The 25,369-nt window shown below is 42.5% G+C and carries 34 protein-coding genes and 1 pseudogene; 32 read left to right on the top strand and 3 right to left on the bottom strand.

Translation table 11 applies throughout. The features are described from left to right. Positions 1-52 precede the first annotated feature (52 nt). The 7 genes from tnpB to BLR65_RS31885 all read left to right on the top strand — a co-directional run bounded on the left by tnpB (position 53) and on the right by BLR65_RS31885 (position 6,092). Positions 53-694 carry an IS66 family insertion sequence element accessory protein TnpB gene (gene tnpB / locus BLR65_RS23195; protein WP_218130661.1) on the top strand — a complete coding sequence of 214 codons (642 nt, stop codon included), beginning with the start codon at positions 53-55 and terminating at the stop codon, positions 692-694. A 79-nt stretch (positions 695-773) separates the two neighbouring features. Then, positions 774-1,793, top strand: coding sequence for an IS66 family transposase (tnpC, locus tag BLR65_RS23190; protein WP_093796535.1), 1,020 nt, complete (start codon positions 774-776; stop codon positions 1,791-1,793). Between the two features lie 90 nt (positions 1,794-1,883). Next, positions 1,884-3,116 (top strand): site-specific integrase, encoded by a 1,233-nt coding sequence (locus BLR65_RS23185; RefSeq protein WP_093796534.1) that lies wholly within the window; start codon positions 1,884-1,886, stop codon positions 3,114-3,116. Then, positions 3,113-4,093, top strand: coding sequence for a tyrosine-type recombinase/integrase (locus tag BLR65_RS23180; RefSeq protein WP_093796533.1), 981 nt, complete (start codon positions 3,113-3,115; stop codon positions 4,091-4,093). The genes BLR65_RS23185 and BLR65_RS23180 overlap by 4 nt, the downstream gene beginning before the upstream one ends. Beyond that, positions 4,083-5,108 carry a tyrosine-type recombinase/integrase gene (locus BLR65_RS23175; RefSeq protein ID WP_093796532.1) on the top strand — a complete coding sequence of 342 codons (1,026 nt, stop codon included), beginning with the start codon at positions 4,083-4,085 and terminating at the stop codon, positions 5,106-5,108. The genes BLR65_RS23180 and BLR65_RS23175 overlap by 11 nt, the downstream gene beginning before the upstream one ends. A 246-nt stretch (positions 5,109-5,354) precedes the next feature. Then, positions 5,355-5,810 (top strand): IS66 family transposase, encoded by a 456-nt coding sequence (locus BLR65_RS23170; RefSeq protein WP_093796531.1) that lies wholly within the window; start codon positions 5,355-5,357, stop codon positions 5,808-5,810. 138 nt (positions 5,811-5,948) lie between these two features. Beyond that, positions 5,949-6,092: a nuclear transport factor 2 family protein gene (locus BLR65_RS31885; RefSeq protein ID WP_093796538.1), complete on the top strand. Its 144-nt coding sequence runs from the start codon at positions 5,949-5,951 to the stop codon at positions 6,090-6,092. A 123-nt stretch (positions 6,093-6,215) separates the two neighbouring features. On the opposite strand, the gene BLR65_RS23160 is transcribed toward BLR65_RS31885, so the two are convergent. The 3 genes from BLR65_RS23160 to BLR65_RS23150 all read right to left on the bottom strand — a co-directional run bounded on the left by BLR65_RS23160 (position 6,216) and on the right by BLR65_RS23150 (position 8,928). Then, complete coding sequence (locus BLR65_RS23160) at positions 6,216-7,355, bottom strand: aldo/keto reductase (protein ID WP_093796530.1); 1,140 nt, start codon at positions 7,353-7,355, stop codon at positions 6,216-6,218. Positions 7,356-7,607: 252 nt separating this feature from the next. After that, a complete protein-coding gene (locus tag BLR65_RS23155; RefSeq protein WP_093796529.1) occupies positions 7,608-7,823 on the bottom strand; it encodes an LPS-assembly lipoprotein LptE in 216 nt (71 codons plus the stop codon). A gap of 25 nt (positions 7,824-7,848) precedes the next feature. Beyond that, positions 7,849-8,928, bottom strand: coding sequence for an aldo/keto reductase (locus tag BLR65_RS23150; protein ID WP_211285036.1), 1,080 nt, complete (start codon positions 8,926-8,928; stop codon positions 7,849-7,851). Positions 8,929-9,292: 364 nt separating this feature from the next. Between BLR65_RS23150 and BLR65_RS23145 the strand changes: the two genes are divergently transcribed. The 25 genes and pseudogenes from BLR65_RS23145 to BLR65_RS23035 all read left to right on the top strand — a co-directional run bounded on the left by BLR65_RS23145 (position 9,293) and on the right by BLR65_RS23035 (position 24,499). Next, complete coding sequence (locus BLR65_RS23145; protein ID WP_093796528.1) at positions 9,293-9,769, top strand: flavodoxin; 477 nt, start codon at positions 9,293-9,295, stop codon at positions 9,767-9,769. Positions 9,770-9,821: 52 nt separating this feature from the next. Continuing rightward, positions 9,822-10,238 carry a cupin domain-containing protein gene (locus BLR65_RS23140; RefSeq protein ID WP_093796527.1) on the top strand — a complete coding sequence of 139 codons (417 nt, stop codon included), beginning with the start codon at positions 9,822-9,824 and terminating at the stop codon, positions 10,236-10,238. A gap of 179 nt (positions 10,239-10,417) precedes the next feature. Next, positions 10,418-10,573 carry a hypothetical protein gene (locus tag BLR65_RS30075; protein ID WP_169716689.1) on the top strand — a complete coding sequence of 52 codons (156 nt, stop codon included), beginning with the start codon at positions 10,418-10,420 and terminating at the stop codon, positions 10,571-10,573. Positions 10,574-10,605: 32 nt separating this feature from the next. Next, a complete protein-coding gene (locus BLR65_RS23135) occupies positions 10,606-11,247 on the top strand; it encodes a flavodoxin (protein ID WP_211285035.1) in 642 nt (213 codons plus the stop codon). Between the two features lie 94 nt (positions 11,248-11,341). Beyond that, positions 11,342-11,962: a DUF4405 domain-containing protein gene (locus BLR65_RS23130; RefSeq protein ID WP_176772794.1), complete on the top strand. Its 621-nt coding sequence runs from the start codon at positions 11,342-11,344 to the stop codon at positions 11,960-11,962. A 31-nt stretch (positions 11,963-11,993) separates the two neighbouring features. Beyond that, positions 11,994-12,203 carry a hypothetical protein gene (locus tag BLR65_RS23125; RefSeq protein ID WP_093796525.1) on the top strand — a complete coding sequence of 70 codons (210 nt, stop codon included), beginning with the start codon at positions 11,994-11,996 and terminating at the stop codon, positions 12,201-12,203. Positions 12,204-12,253: 50 nt separating this feature from the next. Further along, positions 12,254-13,408: an aldo/keto reductase gene (locus BLR65_RS23120; RefSeq protein WP_093796524.1), complete on the top strand. Its 1,155-nt coding sequence runs from the start codon at positions 12,254-12,256 to the stop codon at positions 13,406-13,408. Between the two features lie 39 nt (positions 13,409-13,447). Beyond that, a complete protein-coding gene (gene larC, locus BLR65_RS23115; RefSeq protein WP_342741405.1) occupies positions 13,448-14,221 on the top strand; it encodes a nickel pincer cofactor biosynthesis protein LarC in 774 nt (257 codons plus the stop codon). After that, a pseudogene (gene larB / locus BLR65_RS23110) lies at positions 14,191-14,568 on the top strand (nickel pincer cofactor biosynthesis protein LarB); the annotation flags it as partial. The gene larC and the pseudogene larB, both read left to right, overlap by 31 nt. Continuing rightward, complete coding sequence (locus tag BLR65_RS23105) at positions 14,565-15,050, top strand: GNAT family N-acetyltransferase (RefSeq protein ID WP_093796522.1); 486 nt, start codon at positions 14,565-14,567, stop codon at positions 15,048-15,050. The pseudogene larB and the gene BLR65_RS23105, both read left to right, overlap by 4 nt. A 225-nt stretch (positions 15,051-15,275) precedes the next feature. Beyond that, positions 15,276-15,785 carry a (R)-mandelonitrile lyase gene (locus BLR65_RS23100; protein WP_093796521.1) on the top strand — a complete coding sequence of 170 codons (510 nt, stop codon included), beginning with the start codon at positions 15,276-15,278 and terminating at the stop codon, positions 15,783-15,785. 26 nt (positions 15,786-15,811) lie between these two features. After that, the gene (locus BLR65_RS23095; RefSeq protein ID WP_211285034.1) at positions 15,812-16,471 is read left to right on the top strand and encodes a carboxymuconolactone decarboxylase family protein; all 660 of its coding nucleotides are present in this window, start codon (positions 15,812-15,814) and stop codon (positions 16,469-16,471) included. A 406-nt stretch (positions 16,472-16,877) separates the two neighbouring features. Then, on the top strand, positions 16,878-17,285 hold the full coding sequence (locus BLR65_RS23090) for a MerR family transcriptional regulator (protein ID WP_093796520.1): 408 nt from the start codon (positions 16,878-16,880) through the stop codon (positions 17,283-17,285). Between the two features lie 362 nt (positions 17,286-17,647). Beyond that, the gene (locus BLR65_RS23085) at positions 17,648-18,196 is read left to right on the top strand and encodes a flavodoxin family protein (protein ID WP_093796519.1); all 549 of its coding nucleotides are present in this window, start codon (positions 17,648-17,650) and stop codon (positions 18,194-18,196) included. A 107-nt stretch (positions 18,197-18,303) separates the two neighbouring features. Next, a complete protein-coding gene (locus tag BLR65_RS23080; RefSeq protein ID WP_093796518.1) occupies positions 18,304-18,849 on the top strand; it encodes a flavin reductase family protein in 546 nt (181 codons plus the stop codon). 535 nt (positions 18,850-19,384) lie between these two features. After that, positions 19,385-20,281: a DUF4405 domain-containing protein gene (locus BLR65_RS23075; protein WP_093796517.1), complete on the top strand. Its 897-nt coding sequence runs from the start codon at positions 19,385-19,387 to the stop codon at positions 20,279-20,281. Between the two features lies 1 nt (position 20,282). Beyond that, complete coding sequence (locus BLR65_RS23070; protein ID WP_093796516.1) at positions 20,283-20,933, top strand: flavodoxin; 651 nt, start codon at positions 20,283-20,285, stop codon at positions 20,931-20,933. Positions 20,934-20,947: 14 nt separating this feature from the next. Continuing rightward, positions 20,948-21,106 carry a hypothetical protein gene (locus BLR65_RS30070; protein WP_169716688.1) on the top strand — a complete coding sequence of 53 codons (159 nt, stop codon included), beginning with the start codon at positions 20,948-20,950 and terminating at the stop codon, positions 21,104-21,106. An 18-nt stretch (positions 21,107-21,124) separates the two neighbouring features. Beyond that, the gene (locus tag BLR65_RS23065) at positions 21,125-21,367 is read left to right on the top strand and encodes a hypothetical protein (protein ID WP_093796515.1); all 243 of its coding nucleotides are present in this window, start codon (positions 21,125-21,127) and stop codon (positions 21,365-21,367) included. Then, positions 21,358-21,633, top strand: coding sequence for a cyclophilin-like fold protein (locus tag BLR65_RS23060; RefSeq protein WP_093796514.1), 276 nt, complete (start codon positions 21,358-21,360; stop codon positions 21,631-21,633). Before BLR65_RS23065 ends, BLR65_RS23060 begins: the two co-directional genes overlap by 10 nt. A gap of 14 nt (positions 21,634-21,647) precedes the next feature. Then, on the top strand, positions 21,648-22,244 hold the full coding sequence (locus BLR65_RS23055) for a flavodoxin family protein (protein WP_093796513.1): 597 nt from the start codon (positions 21,648-21,650) through the stop codon (positions 22,242-22,244). A gap of 269 nt (positions 22,245-22,513) precedes the next feature. Beyond that, positions 22,514-22,693: a PEP-utilizing enzyme gene (locus BLR65_RS23050; RefSeq protein WP_245693001.1), complete on the top strand. Its 180-nt coding sequence runs from the start codon at positions 22,514-22,516 to the stop codon at positions 22,691-22,693. A gap of 204 nt (positions 22,694-22,897) precedes the next feature. Next, entirely contained in the window at positions 22,898-23,068 is a 171-nt protein-coding gene (locus tag BLR65_RS30590; protein ID WP_218130660.1) for a hypothetical protein, read from the top strand. A 136-nt stretch (positions 23,069-23,204) separates the two neighbouring features. Next, positions 23,205-24,113 carry a radical SAM protein gene (locus BLR65_RS23040; RefSeq protein ID WP_093796512.1) on the top strand — a complete coding sequence of 303 codons (909 nt, stop codon included), beginning with the start codon at positions 23,205-23,207 and terminating at the stop codon, positions 24,111-24,113. 176 nt (positions 24,114-24,289) lie between these two features. Then, positions 24,290-24,499, top strand: a complete 210-nt coding sequence (locus tag BLR65_RS23035; RefSeq protein ID WP_093796511.1) for a DUF1657 domain-containing protein — start codon at positions 24,290-24,292, stop codon at positions 24,497-24,499. Positions 24,500-25,369: the final 870 nt, after the last annotated feature.

The following is a 25,369-nucleotide window of genomic DNA, read 5'->3' as shown; positions in this document are numbered from 1 at the left end:
ATAGTGAACGCGCCCCCAGCCTGAGATAATAGTCTCAGGAGGGATGCAAAAAATGAAACCTGATAAACGAAAAACCTTTTCTGATGCCGAAAAAGCATTGTTGTTAGAAACATATCAAGCCAGCGGAAAAATGAAAAAAATATGGTGCAAAGAAAATGGCATTGGCCTAAGCACACTGCAACGCTGGCTACGCCAAGAAAAAAATCAAACCCAGATCCAGCCTCTGCAAAACTGGGTTTCCGTAATCCCAACTGTATCCGAAAAATCAAAAGCTCTTGAAATACAAATTGGTAAATGCGTCATTCCCATTGATCATCAGACCGATCTGAATTTTTTGGCGAGTGTGCTGAAGATATTGGATCAAACTCCCGTATTTTTAGCCTGCGGTGATACAGACATGCGAAAGTCTATTAACGGCCTTAGTGCCATTGTCAAACATAGCTTTCAGCTCAACCCGTTTGATAAAGTGCTCTTCGTCTTCTGCAACCGACAGCGCAACCGGATTAAAATACTGACGTGGGAAGACAATGGTTTTTGGCTGCATTTAAAACGCCTGGAACGCGGCCATTTCAAATGGCCGGCGGCTGGTGAAACAGCTACCATGACACTGACAGCCGATGAACTCTGGAATTTAATCCAAAGTCCCGGACTTGAGCAAAAACTGCGTCGCACACAAGTGCTAGCGGGCCGCTAAACCCACGAATTTACTGGATTTACGCCTCGTTTTGTGGTAAAATAAAAGGGAGAATTGGAACGGAAACGAGGATTTTCTCTTGCAAACACAAGCGCAATTAGAAGCTGAAAACACTAAATTAAAAGCTCGCATTCAAGAGCTGGAAGCTTTGAATAAATGGTATGCTGAGCAACTGCGGCTGAGCCGACAAAAACAGTTCGGTGCATCGTCGGAAAAAAGCCAACGCGACGATTTAGCCCAGCTTAACTTGTTTAATGAGGCCGAAGCAGAGCGCCAGCCGTTTGTGGCTGAACCGGATACCCAAACCATCAGCTATCAGCGCCAAAAAGGCAAACGAGGTGAATCTATAAAGCATCTGCCGGTGGAAGTCATTGAATATACATTGCCGGCAGAAGAACAAGTTTGTCCTCAGTGCGGAGAAGATCTGCATGTCATGAGTAAAGAAGTTCGCAAAGAACTGACGATCATTCCCGCCCAGGTCAAGGTTGTTGAGCACGTAAGCTATGTATATAGCTGCCGTAACTGTGAAAAAACAAATATTGAGACACCTGTTATTACAGCCAGCGCGCCCAAAGCATTGTTGTCTAAGAGCATGGTGTCCGCCGAACTCATGGCCTATATCATGAGCCAAAAGTTCGTCAATGCGATGCCGCTGTATCGCCAGGAACAAGAATTCAAGCGACTTGGCGCTATTCTTTCCCGCCAGAACCTGTCTAACTGGATCATCAAAGGTGCAGGGCTGTTGGAGCCAGTCTTAACAGCCCTGAAGCAAGACCTGCTCGCTCGGCCGCTGCTACACGCTGATGAAACCACGTTAGAGGTGCTCTGTGAACCGGGAAGGCCGGCAAAGGCCGATTCCTACATGTGGGTATATCGGACTTCTGGAGATACGCAACACCCGATTGTGCTCTACGACTACCAGGAAGGTCGCAGCGGACAATTTGCCAAGGACTATCTGGCTGGTTTTACTGGTTATCTCCATACCGATGGGTGGAACGGCTATCATAAGGTCGAAGATGCGGGAGTCACCTTATGCGGCTGCTGGGCGCATTATCCCAGATGTATGATTATCCGAGGAGATTCGGCGCAGGCTGCATAACTGTTACGTTTTCGTCATTTTTCTCAAATAATCCTTCTCCTATTACAATAGAAATGTACCTTAATATTTCTGTTGTGAAAGGAGACAGCTATGAGTACAAAACAATACGGATGCCAGTCGTTTGATTCATTGAAGAAGGGTTTACTGAAACTACTTCAGGACAAGGCCTACGGAAATGATACCATCAATAATTATCGCCGGAAGTTGAATCAGCTAGAGCGACATATGATTGCGAATGACATCGTCACTTATGACCCGTCTGTCGGCCAGAGATTTGTTGATGATTATCTTTCAACGCATGCACTCAGTAAAGGCATTCGGCAATACATTAATACAGTCATTCATCGCTTAGATGATTACTGTGTTGATAAGTATCAAATCCAGCGAAAATCGGAACTCACCCCGTTGCCCGAAAGCTACACCACATTGATGGATGTATATCTGCAGAAATGCAGGGATGATGGAAACAGGGAATCAACAATCATTGGAAAGAGCCATTTTCTTCGGGAATTCTATTGCCATCTCGAATCCCTTGGATGCTATGACCTTAGGGATGCGGATGCTGCCATCATCGGCAGGGCATGCCTCATGCAGAACAACAAAGACGGATGGGCTGTCATCAGGATGTTTCTGCGGTATCTGAATTGTGCCGGTCTGGTAAATCATGATTTCTCAACTATTATCCCTCATTTTAAGAGAGCGTTCCGCCTTCCGAGTACCTATACAGAGGATGAAGTCAACCGTTTTGAGGCAACGATAGATACTAACTCCAAAATCGGAAAACGTGATTATGCGATGCTGCTTCTCGCAACTCGGCTTGGTATGAGATCCGGCGATATAGCAAACCTCACTTTTTCGTCGCTTGACTTTGGTAACGACACTATCAGTATTACACAGGAAAAGACGAATGAGCCTCTTGTCCTTCCTATGATCCCGGCAGTAAAAACTGCATTAGCTGATTATCTTAAGAACGGAAGGCCGGAATCAGGTCAACCTTATGTATTTCTGAGGGCAAATGCCCCATTCGAGAAGATAACTGCTTCTGTAGTCCGCTTCGAGACTAACAAATATTTCGGTAAAGCTGGCATCGATATCACTGATAAGAAGCATGGCCCCCATGTGTTCCGTTCTTCTCTGGCCAGCTCAATGATAAACCATCTGGTGTCATACGATGTAGTACGGAAAATCCTTGGACATACAGATCCTAATGCCGTCAAGCACTATGCAAGGGTTGATATCGAGAGGCTTCGCGAGTATGCTATTGAGCCACCTGCACCTTCCGGTTGTTTCAAAGAGTTTCTGGAAGGGAGATGGCAGTTATGAGGACATTCAATAGCCCCTTCCAGAAAGAACTTGAGGATTTTCTGTCCTTGCGACAGGCATCACTCAGTAAGAGCGCATATGCCCATGACTGTCATTATCTTGCAGATTTTGATACGTTTTCAGCTAGATATACAAATGAAAAGTTCGTATCAGAAACCCTGATTAATAACTGGATTCATACCCTGAACGGAAAGAGCAGTTCCATAGCAAATGAGGTCATAGTCATACGTATATTTATGAAGTACCTTAATAGTATCGGGATTACCGCCTACATTCCTCCGATACCCAAGGTTGCTGATGACTATGTCCCATATATCTTCTCGGATGAGGAACTGGAACGGATATATCTACAGGCAGACAACCTTGATGTCGCAAACACAAAGAAGAATCCGCTGATTCAGTACGAGTTTCCCATGGTCATCAGGCTCATGTATGGCTGCGGGCTCCGGATAGGAGAGACGCTTGCCTTAAAGATGAAGGATGTCGACCTGATTGGTGGGATCTTGATTATGAGGCATACAAAAGGTGACAAGCAGCGTCTAGTGCCGATGAATCCTTTGTTGACTGAGATTCTGGAACGTTACTGTCTAGCAATGGGAATCGTTGGGGTTCCAGATGCTTGGCTATTTCCCATTTTTGGAAAAGATAAATCAATGACGCCGAAGGATACCCAGCACTGGTTTGAGAAGATACTCCGTCTTGCGGAGATATCTTTACCTGGACGGAAAAAGCATGAACGCGGTCCCTGCCTGCATTGCATGCGTCATGTTTTCGTCTTCAAGTCCTTTGCCGCTGCAGAAAAAGCCGGGAGAAAGATCGATGATTCAGTACCTTATCTCTCCATATATCTCGGGCATGACAGCCTGCAGGAAACCGAAAAATATATGAAGTTCAGTAGTGAACTGTTTCCCGAGGCGATGGAGCTGTTTTCTGATTATTCAGCAGATGTATTTCCGGAGGTGACGTATGAAACATAAAGCCTCCTCATTTCTTGAACTGCTGAACAGTTTTGTAACAGAATACCTTCCGGGTGCTGTAGGTGCCAGCCCGAATACGATAAAATCGTACAAAGCGGCTTTCAGACTGCTTCTGAAATATATGTATCAGGAGAAAGATATCTCAGCTGACCAGATATCTTTTGAGGCTCTTGATTACCAGACAATGATCGACTTCCTGTCGTGGCTTGAAAAGTCCCGAGGATGTAGTGCAACCACCAAGAACCAGCGTCTGTCAGCACTTGCGTCATTCTCCTCTTATACACAAAACAGGGATTTCGCAGCTGCATCGACATTCAGAAGCAGTGTCACAAGGATTCCGATGAAGAAGGCCACACATAAGAATCGGGCGATCTTCACAAGGGAAGAGGTCACAATTCTGCTGAGGCTTCCGGACGATCACTATGAGATCGGTCTTAGGGATAAAGTGCTTCTGAGTCTCATGTATGCTAGTGGCGCAAGGGCTCAGGAAATATGTGACCTTACTATGAAGGACATTCAATTCTCGGAAAAAGGCGCTTCTCTTAACATCACTGGAAAGGGACACAAAAAGAGAAGGATTGGGATTTCTTATGGATGCGCGTCTCTTTTAAAGGGCTACATTGATCATAGGAAGATAGCATCGCTTCCAGAAAGGCATATATTCTCCAGCCAGACGCACGAAAAGATGACCGTATCCTGCATCGAAGAAATCTACAAAAAATATGTCTGGATAGCAAAGCAGAAGAATCTCGGCTTATTTATTGATAACAGTTATACGCCCCATTCAATGAGGCACTCGACAGCAAGCCATATGTTAGAAGCAGGTGTCCCGCTTGCTGTGATTAAGAACTTTCTGGGACACTCGTCATTACAGTCGACTCAGATTTATGCCGAGATATCTCAGAATACAGTGGATAAGCATCTGAAGGAATGGAACGAGCGGTGGTTCTCAGTACCATCCATTGCTGATTATAGCACTGTCCGTGGCAATGAGGTGCCTGATTTCCTACGCTGATTGTTTCATTATGATTATCTGAGAAGGTTTCAATACTTTACCTATCTTTTTAGCTTTGAGCATACTTTCTCGGATAATCATACATCTGGGATAATGCGCCTTATTCGAGAAGTAAGATAAGGCGCATGCGCGGAGAAAATTTAATGAAGCCTTGGTTGCCACAGGCGCTAAACAGGCCGATAGCCCAGAAGCCGTAGGTTTTGCCTATTGCAATCAATTGTTTGCAATTGAAAAAAGGCAGAGCAAATGAAGCCCAAGGATCGGCATGAACTAAGGGAAAAAGAGTCTAAGCCCATTGTCGAAGCTTTTTATCAATGGATAGAAGCCTGCTGGGTGAATACCTTGCCGCAAAGTCTATTAGGCAAGGCGCTGACTTATGCCCAAAATCAAAAGAAATATTTGCTGGCGTTTTTAGCAGATGGACGTATTGAACTGTCGAACAACCGGGCAGAACGATCCATCAAACCTTTTGTCATTGGCCGGAAAAATTGGTTGTTCTGCAATACTCCTGGCGGAGCAAAATCATCTGCCGCTATATACAGCCTGATTCAAACGGCTATAGAGAATGGTCTTAATCCGCAGGCTTATTTGGAATATGTCTTTAAGCAGATTCAGCAACACAGTGATATCGGTGTTGAAAAACTTCTGCCTTGGGCTGAAGAAATTCCCGTAAACTGCAAGATGCTGGTTAAAAAATCATAAGCGCTCCGATAACCATCTGATATTTTTTATCGTACATCAGGTGGTTTTTTATTGCCAGGTGGCTTTGCGTTGACGCTTACCAGATAGTCGGCTTTTGAGACATGCCAATGAGTCAATTTATAGAAAGTAAGGGTTGATATCCTTGATATTGAGGGTACGGTCGCTTCCGCACGTATAGTTTTAGAGAATGCGCATGGCGCCATATACACTGACTTTCAGCACTTGCTTAAAATAGGCAGTGAATGGAAAGTTATTTCGAAAATATTCCACCAACATTCCTAAAAGCAGAGTTCATCCGGAAATAGACAAACCCGTTCAACCTTACTTTTGATGTAAGGGGAACGGGTCTTTTTATTAATATAGTGAATTCCCACATAGGGTACAGATTGATATTATTTTTCATGGTTATTTTGACGGTAATCCCGGACCATGATCAAATAGTTCGGAAACGTCTTTTAAATGCTCTACTATCTTCAGATGATGAGGACATGCCTTTTCACACTGTTTGCATTCGATACAGTCACCAGCCTTGCCATGATTGGAAGTAAGGTTTAAATAATAAACAAACTGGCTGGAAATATTATCGGTGACGGCACGCTTTGAACTGTTATATAAGGCAAAATAATCAGGGATAGCAATCTTCTTAGGACAGCCTGCTTCACAGTATCTGCAAGTTGTACAAGGAATAGCCGTATTTTCATTGATAATATCAATGACCTGATTTATAATCTTGTATTCTTCAGCGTTAAGAGGTTTGAAATCTTCCATATAAGAAGTATTATCAAGAACCTGTTCCATGGTATTCATACCGCTAAGTACCATCGTGACGCCTGCTTGGCTGGCAGCAAATCGAATTGCCCAAGAGGGAATGGATGCATTTGGATTGTAGGCATTCATCAATTTTCCTGCTTTTTCAGGAACTTCGGCAAGATTACCGCCTTTACAAGGTTCCATGACAAAGATAGGCATGTTATGTTTTTTTGCTACTTCATGACATCTTCTTGACTGAATACCAGGATTATCCCAGTCAATGTAATTAATCTGTAACTGGACAAAATCGAGTTCAGGATGGGCAGTTAAAATTTCGTCCAATACCTCCGGTGTGTCATGGAAGGACATACCGACATTTTTAATCTTTCCTTCTTTCTTTTTATTTAAAACAAAATTGAAAGTATCAAATTTACATGCTTGTTGATAGGCACTCACACCAATATTGTGAATTAGGTAATAATCAAAAAACTCTACCCCGCATTTTTCTAACTGCTCATTGAAAATTTTTTCTTGATCACCCTTTTCTTGTAACATTCTTGGTGGAAGTTTTGTTGCTAGAGTAAATTCATTTCTCTTATGCCTTTTTACTAAAGCTTCTTTGACTGCTTCTTCACTTTTAAATCCATGGTAAGCGTACGCAGTATCAAAGTATGTAAATCCTTTCTCCAAAAATGTATCTACCAGTTTGTTCAATGTTTCGGTATCAAATGATGTTTGGTCATTTTTGTCCAGAAGCGGTAATCTCATGCAGCCAAACCCTAATTTTTTTTCCATATCTCTTCTCCTTCTTCAAATTTATCTTTTTATGTTACAACTTTGAGTACACTCCAAGTCAATAGGCTTTATGAAGCTTTTTACAATAAAACACCGCAAAGATTCAGAGCCGGAAGTCAGACCAATTTACAAACGCAAAAGCTTGTGGTAGGAGTATATTCCCAAGATAATACTTGACATGGACTTAACTCGAAGTGATAGGCTATCCTTTACTGTTACGTCCGTCATTCCAGAACAAAGACACGATTTCCATTAGTGAACATTTCCCTTAAAATTTAGTAGCACTACCCCCACAACAATCAATAGAAGTCCCAGTCCACTACATAAATTGAATTGTTCTTTCCAGATGACAACACCAATTAAAGCGGTTGCTGCTCCGGTTTCGTTGTGCAGTGCAAAGCCGCAGCCACTTAACAGGAGTGTTATGAAGCCTGCTCCGATTCCTTTGATGAAAGCTCTTCTGTCCATAGAAGTCCTCCTTATCAGCTTACGTTTAGCGACCAAAGAATTGATTGGCTTCACGCATGCGGCTGCGTATATCTACGTGGAATGGGCAGCGTGGTTCACATTCACCGCAGTACGAGCAGTCTCTGGCAGTCCGCCTCAGTTTGAGATAGTGATCTTTAGCAAGCGCATCGCCAGATTTGGCAAGGTCAAGATATTTATTGACTGCCCCGATATCGATGCTGTAAGGACAGGGCTGGCAATGATTGCAGTAAATGCAGACGCCGTTCATATCCTGATGCTGGGCGCCGGCGATAAAGGAGTAGTCGCGCTCTTCGCGCGACGAATTGTAGTAGGCGAGTACACCGGTGAGATCTTCCATATTGCGCATGCCAGGCAGACAGGAGATAACGGCCGGACGGTCCAGCGCGTACTGGATGCATTGCGGCACAGACATGGCGCGACCGAACGGTGAGGAACTTTCATGCAGGAGACGGCCACCGCCGTAAGCCTTCATTACGGTGATGGCGGCACCACGTTTTTCAGCCTCCTGATAAAGTAGCCGCCGATCTTCGGCCAGCTTCAGTTTGCCGTCAACCGGAACAAAGTCGTAGGCCGGATTAATGCTCAGCATGAAGATATCAATGACGCCGGTTTCGAGAAACCGACGGGAAATATCTACCGAATGGGAAGAAAAGCCAAGGTAACGGATGGTTCCGTTCTGCTTTAGCTTTTGGGCGTACTCCATGACACCGCCGGACATCACTTTCTCGAAATCATCAGGTTCATCGACATAATGGATGAGTCCGATATCGCTATAGTCTGTGGCAAAACTTTTGAGCTGCTGCTCGAAACCCTGCTGTACCTGCTTTAAGTCGCGTGTCCGGGTGTAGGTTTGGTTGGGATAGGTGACGCCAATATGCATTTGCATCAGCATTTTGTCGCGCCGGCTCTTTAGTGCACGACCGATAGCTTCTGCCGGGCCGAACTGCGACATGACCGTATCCATGAGGTTGAGTCCTTGTTCTGCTGCATAGATAACCATTTTTTCGATCTGAGCGGCAGATGACTCATGCAAAGCACTTGCACCGATACCGATCGTGCTGATTTTTTCGCCGGTGCGTGCCAAAGTACGAATTCGATTTTGTCGGTGAAAGCCGGTGAATTTTGTTTCTCGGATGAAGTATTGTCCGAATTAGCAGCCGGTATTGGCGACTTGAAATCGCAGCCGCCAAGCATAAGGCCTATGGCTCCGGTTCCCATAGCTTTGATAAAATCACGACGTTTCATGATAATGCCTCCAGTTTTTTCTAATGAAACCTAGCATACCACTTGAAGTCAACTCTAAGTCAAGGGGATTTTATAAATTTATGCCGCAACCTTAAAAAAATAAAAAACTGCTCTTGACTTTGAGTTAACTCAAAGTGATAACCTATGATCGTAAAACAAATCCAAAGCTTGTGAGCTATAGATAAACGAGAGGAGTTTTTTTGATGAATAACAATATTTTGATTGTGTATTATTCGCATTCTGGCAACACGCGTAAGCTGGCGAAGCTGATTGAACAGGAAATTGGCGGGATGCTCTGCGAACTGGAACCTGAAAAAGTCTATCCCAGCGACTACAATACAGTCGTGGAACAGGCTAAGAGAGAAATCCAGGCGGGTTTTCGCCCGGTACTCAAAACCACGATCAAGGATATTACAACCTATGATCAGATTTTTATCGGCACGCCGAATTGGTGGAACACAATTGCACCACCGGTTGCAACCTTTTTGGAAAACTGCGATTTTTCCGGGAAAACTGTTGTACCGTTTTGTACCCACGGCGGAGGCGGTGCCGGAAATATTGAAGCAGCAGTCAGAAAACTCTGTCCTGCCTCGACCGTGCTAGCTGGCCTTGCTATTTACGGCAACACGGCAAAGGATTCGCAGGTTGAGTCCTGGCTAAAAAAGCTTGGTGTAAAATAAGCTGAAGCAAACTAAGGAATAAACTCCAATAAACAATAAAGGAGAGATTTCAATGAATAATATAAGCGATAGCGTAATTTTTCCAAAAGGCAGCAAAATGCCGGAACCGTTCAACAAATACTTTACTGGTCAGGCCTATCTGGAGATGCTGGTGTCAGGTGACAAGGAATTCAACTGTCCGATTGGCAATGTAACATTTGAGCCGGGCTGCCGCAATAATTGGCATAAGCATCCGGGCGGTCAGATTCTCTTGGTTACAGGTGGCAGAGGTTGGTACCAGGAAGAAGGAAAATTAGCGCGCAAACTTATGGCAGGCGACGTTGTCAAAATTCCTGCAAATGTGAAGCATTGGCATGGTGCCGCCAAAGATAGCTGGTTTGTACACCTTTCCATTGAAACTAACTGTCAGGCTGGTCCGGCACGATGGTTGGAGCCGGTTACCGACGATGAATATCACAACTTAGATTAGTCAATTTGCTATTATTGGATATATATCAGGGTGTTGTGTTGGCGAATTCTCGTCAGTACAGCACCCTGTAGATTTTAAAAATTAAAATACTAATAAAAAGCTATTGACTTTGAGTTAACTCAAAGTGATAAGATCCTTGCATATACAAAATGTAAATTTGCAGGATGAAGGTGAGTGCAATGAAAAAATTGACTGGTATTTTTGCTGTTATGATGGTAGTTGGCGCATGTAGTTCAATTTTATGGTTGAAATGTTTTATCTGCAGTAATTATGTGTCAGATGAGGATTATGGCCGGATGGCACAAGAACTGGTAAATGAGTCTGGACAAAGATAAGTGCATGTGGACAAAGTTGGAGGAATACAGGGATGAAAAAATATATTGTACTGATGGTTGCTGTGGCTGCGGTAGGTGCGTTTGCGGCGATGGCAGCCTTGCAGAAACCGGCGGCAGTATTTGCGCCTTCTCAAGCAGCTCATACAGCAGCCGCAGCTTCGCAAACAGGTGAAACGGTACCCAATATTCCGAAGGATAAAAAGGCGTTGGTGGTTTATTTTTCTTATTCAGGCAATACGCGTATTATCGCTGAGCAGATTCGGCAGAGTGTTGACGGTGATATTGTTGAGCTTCAGCCCCTTACGCCGTATTCTGCCGACTATGATACTGTGGTAAAGCAGGGGAAACAGGAAATCGAATCAGGCTTTAAGCCGCCTCTCAAGGCGAAGGTGGAATCTTTAGCAGCTTATGATGTTATTTTTGTGGGAACGCCGATTTGGTGGTATACGATTGCTCCGCCGGTTGCCTCATTCCTGGCTGAATCTGACCTTGCCGGCAAGACGATCATTCCGTTCTGCACGCATGGCGGCTATGGTCCAGGTCATAACTTAGAAGATATCAAAAAACTTGCACCGAAGTCACGGGTATTGAATGAACTTGTGCTTAATGGAAGTAAAACATATGCCCAAAAGGATATTCTTGCCTGGCTGAGCAAGGTTGGTTTTGGCGAGTGAATGGATAATCTGTAAATAGAATGGAAGGAACATGAAAAAAACGTTGACTAGAAATATATTGAATATAATAATGACTGGCCTTTTGCTGGTGGTTATGAATTATCGTTATATCGGGAATAGCTCACATGAAATTGGTGGGGTGGTTCTCGCCTTGCTTTTTATTTTGCATAATATGTTGAATTGGCGCTGGTATGGGTATTTTTTCAAGGGTAAGCAGAGTCTTAGACGCATACTCATGAATCTTACCAATCTGCTTTTGGTGGTTGCGATGGTCACGGTATTTGTAACCGGTGTGTTGATTTCGGTGACAGTGTTTGCGCCGCTAGGCATACGAAGCAGTAGTCTCTTCATGCATGAGCTGCATCAGGGATCAGCCTATGCGAGTTTTATCCTCGCAGCCGTGCATTTGGGATTTCACTGGGAAATGCTTGTGGCGAAGTGCAAGAATTGGCTGCATATTGATGGTGCCAGTCGCGGTTGGATCATAATGAGCCGCAGTGTATCCATTATTGTCATTACTTACGGTATTTACGCATCCTTTGTAAATCAGATCGGAGACAATCTTCTCATGCAGCATAACTTTGCGGGGTGGGGAGCAGAAATTTCTCTTCGCGGGTTTTTGCTGGATTATTTTGCGATTATGGGCTGCTATGTCGGCATAACCTATTATTTGTTACAAGTGCTTAACATTAAAAAACAGGGAGGATTATATTAGCAAGCCAAAACGGGTAACAGGAGGCACAAGCTTGGCGCAGAAAATAGTAGCATCAAATAAATTTGTTGGTACTTTGACTATGATTTTTTGCCGTATTGCCCTCGCTTATCTCTTCAGTATTTATTTTGATATGGGAATGTTCGGCACATGGGTAGCGATGTTTATTGATTGGATTGTTAAGTCGATCATTTTTGTCTACCGGTATGTGAGCGGCAAATGGACTGGGTTTCAGGCAATTTAACTGCTAATCGGCAAATCCGGCTTTGGTAACTTCGTTATGGAGGGATTAATTTGGAATATCGAGTGTTAGGCAGAACAGGGATAAAAGTAAGTGCCATTGGTATTGGCGGTGGAGGCTTTGAGAATAAAAGTTATGTAGCTTGTGAAGAAATGCTTGATTGTGCTATCAAAGAAGGTATTAATTTTTTTGATATATATAATTCAAATCCGGAAGTCAGGAGTAATGTCGGCCAAGCATTACGAAAATATCCTCGTAACAGTTTTGTTATTGAAGGACATCTATGTTCTACCTGGGATAACGGACAATACCGGCGTACCCGAGATTTTAATGAAGTTGTCAATGCCTTTGAGGACTTATTAATTAGATTGCAGGTAGATTATGTTGATGTAGGGATGATTCATTATGTGGATGATCAAAAGGATTTTGATAACATTTTTCATGGAGAAATCATTAACTATGCAAAAGAATTAAAAGAAAGAGGCATCATTACGTCATTAGGACTATCTACGCATAATCCAGACATTGCTTTTAGAGCCGTGGAAACGGGAATAATTGATGTAATTTTATTTAGCATCAACCCTGCTTATGATATGCTGCCAGCCAGTGAGGATGTAGACATACTTTTTGAAGAAAGTACTTTTAAAAACAGAATTTATAAAGGCATTGATCCAAAACGTGATGAGTTATATCACACTTGTCAAAATGCGGGCGTCGCGTTAACTGTTATGAAAGGATATGCTGCCGGCGTGCTGCTAAGCGACAAAGAATCGCCCTTTGAGAAGGCAATGACTCCAGTACAATGTTTACATTACTGTTTAACTAGACCAGCAGTTGCGTCCGTGATGGTTGGCGTTGCTGATACAAATCAAATACTGGCAGCAACAGCCTATGTCACTGTCAGTAATACAGAAAAAGATTACAGTGAAATTCTTGCCAATGCACCGAGAAGTTCATTTAGCGGACATTGCATGTATTGCGGACATTGTGCGCCCTGTTCGAAAATGATAGATATTGCATCCGTAAATAAATATCTGGATTTAGCATTGATCCAAGATCGTGTTCCTGAAACAATAAAGAATCATTATGATTTATTAGAACATCATGCAAATGAATGCATAGAATGCGGGCACTGTATGAAAAACTGCCCATTCGGTGTAGAAGTTATAAATAAAATGAAACAGGCTGTTAAACTTTTTGGCAGTTAAATCCTGAGACTATCGCAATAGCCACCGAAAAATTATGTAATGGAGAGTTTTATAATGAACGTGTTATATTATGACTGCTTTTGCGGCATTAGCGGTGACATGAATCTGGGTGCGTTACTGGATTTAGGAGTGGATGAGCATTATTTAAGGCTGGAGTTAGCTAAGCTCAATCTGGACGCAGAATATGCGCTGCAGGTAAAAAAGGATAATAAAAGTGGGATAAGTGGAACCAGAGTGGATGTGCTCTTAAAAGAAGAAATGCATAATCATAGGCAGGATCACCATCATGAGGTGCAGACGGAAATGGAGTCGGAAAAGGGGCATACCCACCATGCTCATAGAAATTTAAAAGATATTGAAAATATAATCATAAACAGCCGTCTGAGTGATAAGGTAAAAGAGTTAAGCTTGGCCATTTTTACGAAGGTGGCGGAGGCTGAGGCGAAGGTTCATGGAAAATCACTTTATGAAGTGCATTTCCATGAGGTTGGGGCTGTTGACTCGATTGTTGATATTGTTGGAGCTGCCGTGTGTTTAGAGTATCTAAAGGTAGACAAAATTATGGCTTCATCGGTTCAACTTGGAGGCGGGTTTGTAAAATGCGTCCACGGTATCATTCCCATTCCCGCTCCTGCGACTGTTGAAATTTTGAAGGATATACCGGTTAAATTAGGCTTAGTTCCTTTTGAAACTACTACTCCTACCGGGGCCGCGATATTAGCGGCCAATGTAGGCACATTTACAGGAGAGAAGAAAAGCTTACCGATAGTTATATTGCCATTATTTCGGCAGGAACTTCTGACCTGCCGGTAGTGGAGGAAGCCGTAGAAACAGCAATTATTCTTGGAAATCGCATAGAAAAGATTGTGGATGTGGGAGTTGCCGGCATTCATAGACTTTTTGCCAAACTCGATATTATTCGGGGTGCCAAGGTAGTTATTGTAGTAGCAGGTATGGAAGGAGCACTTGCCAGCGTTATAGGAGGACTTGTGGATAAACCCATTATTGCTGTTCCCACAAGTGTTGGCTATGGAGCAAACTTTGGCGGTCTGGCAGCGCTGCTGACTATGCTGAACAGCTGTGCAAGCGGTTTAAGCGTAGTCAATATTGATAACGGTTTTGGCGCGGCGTATAATGCCAGCATAATTAATAAATTATGAGCATAAATAAACAATCTCAGCAGCTAAGCATCACTCGTGTCGCCTGTCAAGACTGGCCGGTTATCAAAAAAATGTTTGCCGCCGCTTTTGAGCATGATATCTATTTTGTTCTAATGAAACGCAGACTAAGGCTGGCTCAAATATTTTCCTGTCTTTCTGCGAAGATGTCCGCATTGCTTGTCGGCAATGTCTATTTATTACGGTCAGATAATGAGCCGGCCGGATTCCTCATACTTAAAAAGCTTGGTGACAAACAAATGCATTTACACTATATAGCGGTTGCGCCAGAATTTCGTGGGCAAGGCTTAGGAAGGGAACTGACGGCTTTTGCCATCAATATTGCCCAGGAATGCGACAATGATATCTATTCCGGTGCAATCTTCTTGGTACTAAGTGGTGCAAAATGGACGGGGATAGGTTCGGCGTGGCTACGTAATCGTGTTGACTATGTTACTATGATAAAGAAATATCAGCCTTTATGAGTTTCACCTCCTCCTTTAGAATCTCTCATAGATACATATAACATAGCACTTGAAGTCAACTCGAGGTCAAGCTGCTATGAAAAAAAGTTTTAAGATTTGCAGTCATATATTTCTGATATACGATATTAGGTTGTAAATTTTTTCAAAAATTCTCTTGACCTAATGTTAACTCCAGGTTGTACAATAATACAAACGTATTGCAATAAGTAAAAAAGGAGAGATAAAATGAGACGAATTACAGTAATAATCCTGTCACTTTTCCTGCTCGGCTCAGCGGGCGCTTTCACCAGCAAAGCAATAGCCACCGTGGGAAACAAAGATTCGCAAATAATTCTTCGAGCTGGATCGGATTCTTCCTTAAAAGGGGAGGCCGAACATTTTACAGGCAGTGTGCGCATTGACCCTCTATTCCCCATAAACAATTCAGCACACCTTATTGGTGGTATTGTTTCCTTCGAGCCAGGAGCCCGATCTGCATGGCACATTCATCTAACAGGACAGTACTTGATCGTTACAGAAGGTGTCGGTCGGACACAGGTGTGGGGTGGGCCGATTATGGAAATCAAGGCAGGTGATGTCATTTGGTGTCCTCCTGGCGTTAAACACTGGCATGGGGCCTCGCCAACCTCTAGAATGACTCATATCGCTTTCATTACAGAAGCGCTTGATGGAAAAAACGTTGAATGGTTGGAGCAGGTTACTGATAATCAGTACAATGGAAAAGATATCATTTAGATTTTAGAGTAAAGGGGGGAGCTAACATGAATGGAAAAATCACAGCAATTCTAGTGGGGGTTTTCATCACTGTGATTAGTCTATCGTCTATATCGGAGGCAAAAAACATAAATGATCGAGGCTTGAACGCAAGACAGCAAGGTATCGTCACCATTGCGGCTTTCACAGCCAAAGGCGATTTGGAGAGGCTGAAAACGGCTTTAAATGATGGCTTGGAAGTTGGTTTGACTGTTAACGAAATCAAAGAAGTGCTTGTGCAGATGTACGCCTATTGTGGCTTTCCGCGTAGCTTGAACGGGCTTAGTACCTTTATGAACGTCGTAGAAGAACGAAAATCGAAGGGAATTCAAGACGAGATTGGTAAGGAAGCAACCCCCTTGCCTACAAATAAAAACAGAATCGAACTTGGAACAGAAAATCTGACAAAACTAATAGGGGGCGTACCCGTCCGCGGGTCAGTTAATACCTTTGGTTTTGCTCCCATCATTGATGAGTTTTTAAAAGGGCATTTGTTTGGGGACATCTTTGGACGCGACAACCTGGATTTTCAGAGCCGGGAGATCGCGACCATATCTGCGCTGGCAAGTATGACTGGTGTTGATTCCCAATTACAGGGGCATTTTAGAATGGGTTTTAATACCGGACTGACGGAGGCCCCAGATGAAAAGTCTGATATCCGTTCTTGAAGCTAAAGTTGGTAAAAAAGAAGCTGATAATGCCGATGGATTATTGGATAATGCTATAAGCGGCAAATGATTAACAGGGAGAGTACGGGTAAAAAAAGATCAACATCTTGTGAGCTGATTTGGTGTTGTTAGAGACAGTTGTTTGTACGCTTCTATTAAATAGACTAATATTAGGCCGGGCTTGCCTAAGGGTTATAACCTCTTGCCTATTCTGGAAATAATTAAAAATAATCCTTGATAAGAAGGTCTAGCAGGGTGTTGTGCTGATCAATTTTATCAGCACAACACCTCTATTTCAATGCAATTTAGGTGCAAAAAAAAAAACGAAAAAACTATTGACCTTAAGTTAACTTAAGCGGTTAAACTCAATATAAGAAGTATGAAGGTAATAATGATGGAGGTTTTTATGATTATTAAGGAAGTTTCACAGATCACAGGTATTTCCGTTGATAACCTGCGATATTATGAAAGAATAGGTTTAATTCCGCCTGTGCCGCGGACTGAATCGGGTATCCGAGACTATGATGAGATGTCACTGCAATGGATTGACCTTGCGATGAAGTTTAAAAAAGCAGGAGTACCGCTAGATTCAATTATTGAGTATATACGTCTTGCGATGGAGGGAGAGCACACAAAAATTGCCCGTCGGGAAATCTTAACTGAAGTTAGGGATAACATTCTAAGTAAAATTAATGAAATGCAGGAGTTTCTGCAACTTATTGATTATAAGATCAATAATTATTACAGTGTGTGCCTACCAGCAGAAGAAAAACTCGTCAACGAATGGAACAAATCTAAAAATGGAAAGGAATGAGCTGGGTTTAGTTATTTAGAAATGAGTAAAAGAAAAAATTCACAACGTATTGAATTGGCGTTGCAACCAAGAAAAATATAAAAATTATACTATACAGAAACATGCTTTCTAAAAGAAGGATAAAGCCTTAGAATGATGTGCTGTGGCCTACAAGAAATGCAAAAAGTAGTGACCAAGTAGTAACGCCGAATGCGTGTGTCAAGAAGGGAGGAGGTAATTTATATCGCTTTGGCTATTGAATTCAAAGTTACTATGAGAATAATTTATCAGCAAATGCTTGACTTGAATTGGATTAAAATCCAAAAAAATTACAAGGAACTGTGAGATTACCAAATAAAGTTTTTTTAGTGAGGGATTTGATTATGTCAAAAAATATACTAGTTTTAACAGGAAGTCCGAGAAAAGGCGGTAATAGCGATAAGTTGGCAGATGCATTTATCGCGGGTGCTCAGCAGGCGGGACACACGGTTCAAAAATATATAACAGCAGGCAAGACCATTAAGGGATGTATGGACTGTAAGACTTGTTTTAGCAAGGGCATAGCTTGTTCTATTCCTGACGATTTTAATGAACTTGCGCCGCTAGTGGAGCAAGCCGATATGATTGTATTTGCAACTCCATTATACTTTTTCTCGTTTACGGCACATCTGAAAGCTGCTGTTGATAAGTTCTTTTCCTTTTATTGTGGGCAAAGGGCTGTAAAGATAAAAGAGAGTGTGCTGCTAGCTTGCGCCGCTGATCCAAATGAATCCAGTTTTGAGGGGCTTGTTGCATCATATAAGTTAATCGCCAAGCATTGGAATTGGAAAGATTGCGGCACAATCCTTGTATCGGGGGTTCATGGTAAAGAGGATATTATGAAGACCGACGGGTTAAAAAGAGCTGAAGAATTAGGGAAAAACATACTATAAATAAATTTAAAACGACTTCTAGTAAACTATAAGTTGTATGCAAAATAAAGAACGAGATTCAACTTGAGCTAAAATCCAGATGTATATAATAAATGGAGGTAATAAAAATGAAAAATAACATTGGTACTGGATTGGCACTGTATCCTACCCCGCTGGCAGTCGTCGGTACGATGGTAAACGGTAAGCCAAACTATACATTGGTGGGCCATCTAGGTATTATTGGCCATAACCGCATCATGGTAAGCTTGGCTAAGCCCCATTATGCCAATCAGGGCATTAAGGAGACACGCAGCCTAACGGTAAGCATTGTAGACGAAACTATGCTGAAAAAAGCCGATTATGTTGGCTGCGTTAGCGGTAGCAAGACCGACAAGTCGACGGTTTTCGACTACCATACTGGCGAGACTGGATCACCCATCATTGATGAGGCGCCCGTTGTTATGGAGTGTATAGTGGATGACATTTATGAAACGGACGGCTTTGAGAGTTTCATCTGCAAGATTTTGAGTGTATATGCGGAAGAAGCCATTTTGACCGAAAATGGCAAGATCGATTACCACTCCCTCAAGCCTGTGCTTTTTGAGATGCCGACTTATGAATATCTCCGCACTGGAGATGTAATCGGCAAATGCAAGAGCTTTGGCAAAGAGTAAGAAACTTTGGACAGTTGGGCGGAGGAATACGTCACGTATCCGCAAATCAACTGAAACAGCGTAGCGAAGGAAGGAAGTACTTATGAACAAAAAAAGTATTGTAATATATTTTTCTGAATCCGGCAATACAAAGACCATTGCGAAGTTCTATAACTGAGGGGATACTTAAGGTACCAGCGAACGCACACCATTATAATTTCAGACTCGTAATGTTTCCATTTAAATAAATGCTGTGACATTCTTTTTACCTCAACTTTTAAGTTTAGGGTAATGATTATATCACGGCTTTATTTTTTGCACCAGAGCCCCTGTTCCTAGCCCCAAAGTAGCCTTGTCAATCACGTCAAACCCACGAGTCAAAATCGGTTGAGACTGGAGTAGATTGCAAAGGATATCAAAAACTTATTGAAACAAATGATTGAAATGCCTGTAAAGCATTGATGTTGCATATTTTTAAGCATTGGAATAATTTGTTATTACAACTTAAAATAAATAGATGAAATGGATTTATCTATCGTTTGAGGAGGTGTTTGCAATGAAATGGAAAAAATTCATTGCGTTAGGTTTGACAGCAGGGATTATCATGACAAATTATTTAAGCGTGGAGGCAACAAATATGGAAAACAATGAGAACAAAGTAACAAAACCAGTAGCTAAGAAGATTGTACAAACAGCAGGACACGATGTATTAGGGGATTTTGCTCCAGATTTTGCACGATATAATGATGATATTTTGTTTGGTGAAGTGTGGTCACGCAATGACAAACTTTCGCTGCATGATCGCAAGATATTGCATGAGGTGCTAGGCGTCCTTATGTTAGTAGCAGCAGTTTTTCATCTCATCTGGAATCGTCAGTGTTTTTCCTCATTGCTTAGAGGAAAATGGACTTTCAGGAGATGCCTATCGGCAGGGATTAATTGGCTACTAATTGTCAATGTTTTGATTATCATGGCGACAGGCATGATGATTTCCAATCATTTGTTCAAAGGCGTTTTTGGAATATATCTACAGAGAAACATCATGGTTCATCAGCTTCATGTATCGTTGCCTTATTTGTTGCTCATTCTGCTGGGGCTTCATCTGGGGCTGCATTGGTCGTCTTTATGGCAGCGTTTTACGAATTGGTCTTGCTGGAATCTACAATCACTGAAATACCGGATTGGATGTTATTTTATGATGTTTTTCTTGATTGCTGGTGGCGTCTATGGGTCATTTATGCATCAGGTTGGTGATCGATTGCGACTGAAGCATCTCTTTATTACGGCAGCAACGCAAGCTCCTTTCGGGATATTCATCTTGACGCTTCTCAATATCATCGGCATGTATGCTGTCGTGAGTTTTATGGTTCAAAGAAGTACAAGGAATTCTCGTGATAAATGTGTGGATAATGAATTTGAAGGTGAGTTTTGTAGTAAAGAAAGGGGCGTTTGACATGAAAAAAATGATGACACTCCTCTTATCCGTATGTATTCTTATGACGTTTACTGCATGTGGTAGTACCAAGGCAACAACGTCTTCGCAATCGGCACAAAGTGGAGTAGCAACGGAGAAACCTGCATCGGAATCGACAGCGACTAAGGTAAATGGGAACAGTAAAATCCTGGTCGCATATTTTTCCTGCACGGGCAATACGAAAGCATTGGCAGAGAATGCAGCGGATGTTCTCAAAGCAGATCTCTATGAAATCGTACCAGAGAAAAAATATACCCGTGAGGATCTGAACTATAACGACGAATCTACGCGCGCTACAGTGGAACAAAAAGATAACAGTGCACGTCCAGCTATTACCGGGAAGGTGTCATCTTTTGAACAATACGACACAATCGTAATTGCCTATCCAATATGGTGGGGACAGGCTCCACGTATTATCAATACTTTCTTGGAGAGTTATGATTTTTCGGGTAAAAAAATAATACCGATTTGCACATCAGCTAGCAGCGATGTAGGCTCTAGTGCAGATGCGCTTCATACTCTGTGCTCTGCTTCCGCAAACTGGGTGGATGGTAAACGTTTCTCGCAGAGTACCTCAAAACAGGAACTGGAACAGTGGTTTTCGAGTCATCAGGCCCAATCAGGTAAATGAATTGGGGGATGGAAATGAAAAAGAAATTAATAGGTGCTTTCGCGGTAATGGTATTCACTGTTTTTGTTTATTTCTGGAGGTGCTTTGTTTGTATTGCCAACGCAAATGATGTATTTTCGGAAGATTATGCACGCATGTCACAAGAAATTGTTGAGCAGAGTTTGCAGAATTAAGTAAAGGAGAACGAAATCATGAACATGAAGAAGCTGTGCTTACTGGGGATTGCCTTCCTGTTCGTTATTGCTGCTGTATGCGCTGCTTATGGAAGTAGGAGAGATATTCAGGCTGGGGTCGTAAAGGCAGAAAATGAAACGCTGTCGCAAGCACAGGATGACAAGCATGTCCGTATAAAAATTACTTTTGAAGGCAAGGAAGCAATCGCGGAATTGCAAGATAACGGACTAGTCGGGATTTCCTCCAAGCCATGCCGATGAGGCTTCACTTCAAGGATTATAATGAAACAGAAAAAATCGCTGATCCACCCAAGACACTGTCGAAAGAAAATGCTCCGGAAGGATTTGCGCCAAAACCTGGTGATCTGGCAGTTTATGGTCCATGGGGCAATGTTTCTGTTTTTTATAAAGAATTCAGGTATTCCAAGGGTCTCATCCCTATGGGACATTTTATCAGTGGTCTTGAAAATCTGGCTGGCATGAATGGTGAATTCGATGCAAAAGTTGAAGTTGTTTCTAAGGAGTAGACAGGAGGATTTGTATGGACAGACGGGAGTTCCTGAAAGTTAGCGGCATGGGTACATTGACGCTCTTTTTGAGCAGCTGTGGATTGTATGCAATGGTTGGGAATAAGGAGAATGAAAATAAAGTTCCGGAAAAGGGAAGCGTATCAGGAGGTAAGAGCATGAAAATTGTAGTTATTAATAGCAGTCCGCATCCAAAAAATGAATCCACATCGATTTATCTATCTGGACGGCTCACTGAAGGTGCAGAGAGTGCAGGGCATGCGGTATTCACCTTTGATGCTGCGAATGAAAATACACATCCTTGCCGTGGGTGTGATAAGTGCCATATGGATGGTCCGTGCGTCTGGCAGGATGATATTGAGAAGAAGCTTATGCCCAAAATGCTGGAGGCAGATTTATTGGTGTTAGTTACGCCGCTTTATTATTACGGAATGTCTGCACAGCTGAAAACGGTTATAGATCGCTTCTATTCTCGTACCGGCAAACTTCATGGAAAGAAATCTGTGTTACTGGCAACGGCTTATAATAGTGCCGACTGGACAATCCATCTATACTGGAATTGGATTAATTATCCTATATGCCATCAGCGGATGGCTTTGGACCGGCCTTAAAGAGCGGTACCAATCCCTTCCATTTCGATTACTCATAATTCATTTGACATATTTCGCAATCCAAAGCCTTCTTTTTTTCGCTGTTAACAGAGGCGGACAATTGTTTTTTTTATAATACATCGGCCCCCCTGCAGGGAACCCAGCAATATCTAATTACGTTGTTCAATATCCAGACTTTGCAAAATTGCATGGTGGAGGCGAATCACGCCAGTCCAAATCCATGAAATCTATAAGAGTACATACCGGCCTAGTCACCAGTTAGTGGACTGATGACCCATGGAGCAGTTATCGCACGTGAATATGCCTTACCAGCAGTTGTCGGAGTAAAAAATGCTACCAAAATGATCAATGACGGACAGAGAATCTCCCCAAAATACAATATGGTAATACGTTGTCAACTCGCGAAATTGGCGGGCTTTTTGTTGACAATAGAAGATTGCAAAGGATAGGCATGGTCTATATTTAAATGAATAGATGCATAATATTACTACAAAGCCACGCTTCACTGTCAAGTCAGTGAGAGTGGCCTAACAGTCCTGAACGGGAATTTCATAGTTCTATATTATTTCAAGGAGGCGTAGCTGCAAATAAAGGAATGCGACGGGCCTTTGAAGAGGCGCTCAATACCGCATGCTCCACCACATTTCAACGTTATGGGTGCTGTGGGCGCAGCCCTTTTGGTCCAAGAAAAAATGCGGGATGTTAAGCAAACAGCATTTCGCGGTTTTGAGGTAGCGGATTTTGAATATCAGCCAAGAAGCTTTGAATGTACTGGCTGTGCTAACTTATGTGAAATCGTAGATGAACAAAGAAGTCATTGCTAGGTGGGGTGACAAGTGCGGTAAGTGGTCTAACGTCCGTTGAAACATGTTTTAAGATTAAGGGTTGAAATTTTATATCAAGAGAGAATAACACACGGCACCGTGACAAGAACTATATTTATGAAGGGACTGCGTTAAAATGGACGATTATCCAGGCTATCTTAGAGGCCTCGCGGATGGTACCTTACAGCAAGCTGCCAAAGCGCTCATGGCAGAACTTGAGGACTGTGTAGTTTGCCCCCACCATTGTCATGTTAATCGAAAGGCGGGAGAGCTAGGGTATTGCCAGAGCGGCTGGAATGTTGAAATTGGAGGCTATGAGCCTCACTTTGGTGAAGAACCACCCCTTGTTGGTACTTATGGTTCAGGCACCATTTTTTTTAGTCATTGTAATTTGGGTTGCCTATTTTGCCAAAATTGGGACATTAGTCATGAAAAAGGCGATAAGCTATCACCTGAAGATTTGGCAAGTATAATGTTAGAACTGCAACAGGCGGGCTGCCACAATATTAACTTGGTTAGTCCTTCGCATTACGTTCCCCAGATCATAGCAGCCGTTCTTCACGCGGCGGAAAAAGGGTTACACATACCGCTTGTCTATAATACCAGCGGCTATGATAATAAGACTACACTAGAGCGTATCGATGGCATCGTAGATATTTATATGCCTGATTTTAAATACGCAAGTTCTGAAATAGGCAAACAATTATCATGTGTTTCGTCTTACTGGAAAGTAACGAAAGCAGCGGTGAAAGAGATGCATCGGCAGGTTGGGGATCTTGTCATTGACGAACAGGGGATTGCTCATCGAGGACTACTGATTCGCCACTTGGTTTTACCGGGTAATCTGGCTGGAACTGAGCAGGTGATGGAGTTCATTGCTAAGGAGGTTTCCCCCACTTCCTATATAAATATTATGGATCAGTACTTTCCTGAATTTAAAGCCCAACAGAATCCTAAACTAAATCGCTGTATCACACGCGCCGAATTTCTACAGGCCGTAGATGCAGCTAAGAGAGCTAGTCCATTCTTTCGTTTGATCCATTAAATAGAAGGCGTAATGGAGCCCACTGTCCTGTTTTTTTGATGGGGTATGAGTATATACGACAAATTAGGAAGGCGGGCTGGGTTAGCTTCCCTTTTAATTCCATTTATAAAAAATATTAATTGGCAGATAATAATATTGTTGACTCAAAGTATATGCTATTAAAGAGGACTTTCAATATGACGGTTAAAAAAGACCTTGAAAAAGCCATGGCTGCTGCCGAATCTGCAAAAGGTACTTATGCTTCCTTTGCGTCGGCAACTGATGACAAAGCGGCCCAACAAATGTTTAAGCAAATGTCACAAGACATGGATCGTCATATCTCGCAAATAAATAGCCGTCTTAGCCAGACAGCGGAGAACCAGATGCAAAATCAGGAAAATCAATAGCAACGCCGAAAAAGGAGGTAAAAATCTTACCTCCCCGTTGTTGAATCAGGAGCAACGACTAAATCAATATTGGATCGCGGAACTGTTCTCGCCATTGATGAGTCCTGCTTACCACTGAATCCCATACACCGAACAGCATCGTTGTGAGACAGATGGCTACAGAAGGTAAGCTTCATGCAGTACAGTGTGGAAAGACTGTACGGTGGTACTACATGGAGAGTCATGCTGAGTTAGCCCGTCTTCGTGGAGAACTTTCATGAAGAATTGAGTCCGAGAGCAGTTACAAGAAGATATAATTGCCGATTAATTAAGTTTGAAGGAATTAACAGACCCGTTTACGGGTGAGCCCGTGAAAAAGTCATGAAAAAAGCCCCTTTAGGGGCAGACTGAGAAGGTTATGCGGTTGGCGGACTTTTTCAATGAGTCTTGAGACTCAGCTAGTACTCAGCCCTTATAGGGTGTAATCAAGCCACCCGTTCTACGGGTGGTCCTGACTTTATCTTAGATAACTCCCTAATTATTTTCATTCTGCATTTTGAAATTATTAAGAATTATATCTACAAACAGCAGTGACTAGATATTCCGAAAATCGTTGAATGGTCCTGATTGGCTTCTGGGCTTGGCATAAGCTTTCATCAGTTCTGCTGTGTCAATCATTGTCATGGCTGTTCTTTGTTTCATGGCAGATTTAATACTTTTGAAACAATGTGCTGTTTCTAATTTTCCCTTGCTGGTCTGCATTTTTCAGAACCGCAGCATTAGTATGACGAAAAATAGAACTTCTGCCAAATTTTTAGGAATTTGGCAGAAGTTTTGTGCATCTTTAAAAATAAATATAGTAATGGATAATTAAATTTTAAAGAATGTGGT

It is taken from the genome of Sporomusa acidovorans (assembly GCF_900101845.1).
In the GTDB taxonomy this organism is placed as follows: Bacteria; Bacillota; Negativicutes; order Sporomusales; family Sporomusaceae; genus Sporomusa; species Sporomusa acidovorans.
This window is presented reverse-complemented; position numbering and strand designations above follow the sequence as displayed.

Excerpts from the sequence above, each read along its gene's own strand:
- tnpB (WP_218130661.1), top strand. The coding sequence starts at position 53 with ATGAAACCTGATAAACGAAAAACCTTTTCTGATGCCGAAAAAGCATTG.
- BLR65_RS23185 (WP_093796534.1), top strand. The coding sequence starts at position 1,884 with ATGAGTACAAAACAATACGGATGCCAGTCGTTTGATTCATTGAAGAAG.
- BLR65_RS23180 (WP_093796533.1), top strand. The coding sequence starts at position 3,113 with ATGAGGACATTCAATAGCCCCTTCCAGAAAGAACTTGAGGATTTTCTG.
- BLR65_RS23175 (WP_093796532.1), top strand. The coding sequence starts at position 4,083 with ATGAAACATAAAGCCTCCTCATTTCTTGAACTGCTGAACAGTTTTGTA.
- BLR65_RS23170 (WP_093796531.1), top strand. The coding sequence starts at position 5,355 with ATGAAGCCCAAGGATCGGCATGAACTAAGGGAAAAAGAGTCTAAGCCC.
- BLR65_RS23160 (WP_093796530.1), bottom strand. The coding sequence starts at position 7,355 with ATGGAAAAAAAATTAGGGTTTGGCTGCATGAGATTACCGCTTCTGGAC.
- BLR65_RS23155 (WP_093796529.1), bottom strand. The coding sequence starts at position 7,823 with ATGGACAGAAGAGCTTTCATCAAAGGAATCGGAGCAGGCTTCATAACA.
- BLR65_RS23145 (WP_093796528.1), top strand. The coding sequence starts at position 9,293 with ATGAATAACAATATTTTGATTGTGTATTATTCGCATTCTGGCAACACG.
- BLR65_RS23140 (WP_093796527.1), top strand. The coding sequence starts at position 9,822 with ATGAATAATATAAGCGATAGCGTAATTTTTCCAAAAGGCAGCAAAATG.
- BLR65_RS30075 (WP_169716689.1), top strand. The coding sequence starts at position 10,418 with ATGAAAAAATTGACTGGTATTTTTGCTGTTATGATGGTAGTTGGCGCA.
- BLR65_RS23135 (WP_211285035.1), top strand. The coding sequence starts at position 10,606 with ATGAAAAAATATATTGTACTGATGGTTGCTGTGGCTGCGGTAGGTGCG.
- BLR65_RS23130 (WP_176772794.1), top strand. The coding sequence starts at position 11,342 with ATGAATTATCGTTATATCGGGAATAGCTCACATGAAATTGGTGGGGTG.
- larC (WP_342741405.1), top strand. The coding sequence starts at position 13,448 with ATGGAGAGTTTTATAATGAACGTGTTATATTATGACTGCTTTTGCGGC.
- BLR65_RS23105 (WP_093796522.1), top strand. The coding sequence starts at position 14,565 with ATGAGCATAAATAAACAATCTCAGCAGCTAAGCATCACTCGTGTCGCC.
- BLR65_RS23100 (WP_093796521.1), top strand. The coding sequence starts at position 15,276 with ATGAGACGAATTACAGTAATAATCCTGTCACTTTTCCTGCTCGGCTCA.
- BLR65_RS23095 (WP_211285034.1), top strand. The coding sequence starts at position 15,812 with ATGAATGGAAAAATCACAGCAATTCTAGTGGGGGTTTTCATCACTGTG.
- BLR65_RS23090 (WP_093796520.1), top strand. The coding sequence starts at position 16,878 with ATGATTATTAAGGAAGTTTCACAGATCACAGGTATTTCCGTTGATAAC.
- BLR65_RS23085 (WP_093796519.1), top strand. The coding sequence starts at position 17,648 with ATGTCAAAAAATATACTAGTTTTAACAGGAAGTCCGAGAAAAGGCGGT.
- BLR65_RS23080 (WP_093796518.1), top strand. The coding sequence starts at position 18,304 with ATGAAAAATAACATTGGTACTGGATTGGCACTGTATCCTACCCCGCTG.
- BLR65_RS23075 (WP_093796517.1), top strand. The coding sequence starts at position 19,385 with ATGAAATGGAAAAAATTCATTGCGTTAGGTTTGACAGCAGGGATTATC.
- BLR65_RS23070 (WP_093796516.1), top strand. The coding sequence starts at position 20,283 with ATGAAAAAAATGATGACACTCCTCTTATCCGTATGTATTCTTATGACG.
- BLR65_RS30070 (WP_169716688.1), top strand. The coding sequence starts at position 20,948 with ATGAAAAAGAAATTAATAGGTGCTTTCGCGGTAATGGTATTCACTGTT.
- BLR65_RS23065 (WP_093796515.1), top strand. The coding sequence starts at position 21,125 with ATGAACATGAAGAAGCTGTGCTTACTGGGGATTGCCTTCCTGTTCGTT.
- BLR65_RS23060 (WP_093796514.1), top strand. The coding sequence starts at position 21,358 with ATGCCGATGAGGCTTCACTTCAAGGATTATAATGAAACAGAAAAAATC.
- BLR65_RS23055 (WP_093796513.1), top strand. The coding sequence starts at position 21,648 with ATGGACAGACGGGAGTTCCTGAAAGTTAGCGGCATGGGTACATTGACG.
- BLR65_RS23050 (WP_245693001.1), top strand. The coding sequence starts at position 22,514 with ATGACCCATGGAGCAGTTATCGCACGTGAATATGCCTTACCAGCAGTT.
- BLR65_RS30590 (WP_218130660.1), top strand. The coding sequence starts at position 22,898 with ATGGGTGCTGTGGGCGCAGCCCTTTTGGTCCAAGAAAAAATGCGGGAT.
- BLR65_RS23040 (WP_093796512.1), top strand. The coding sequence starts at position 23,205 with ATGGACGATTATCCAGGCTATCTTAGAGGCCTCGCGGATGGTACCTTA.
- BLR65_RS23035 (WP_093796511.1), top strand. The coding sequence starts at position 24,290 with ATGACGGTTAAAAAAGACCTTGAAAAAGCCATGGCTGCTGCCGAATCT.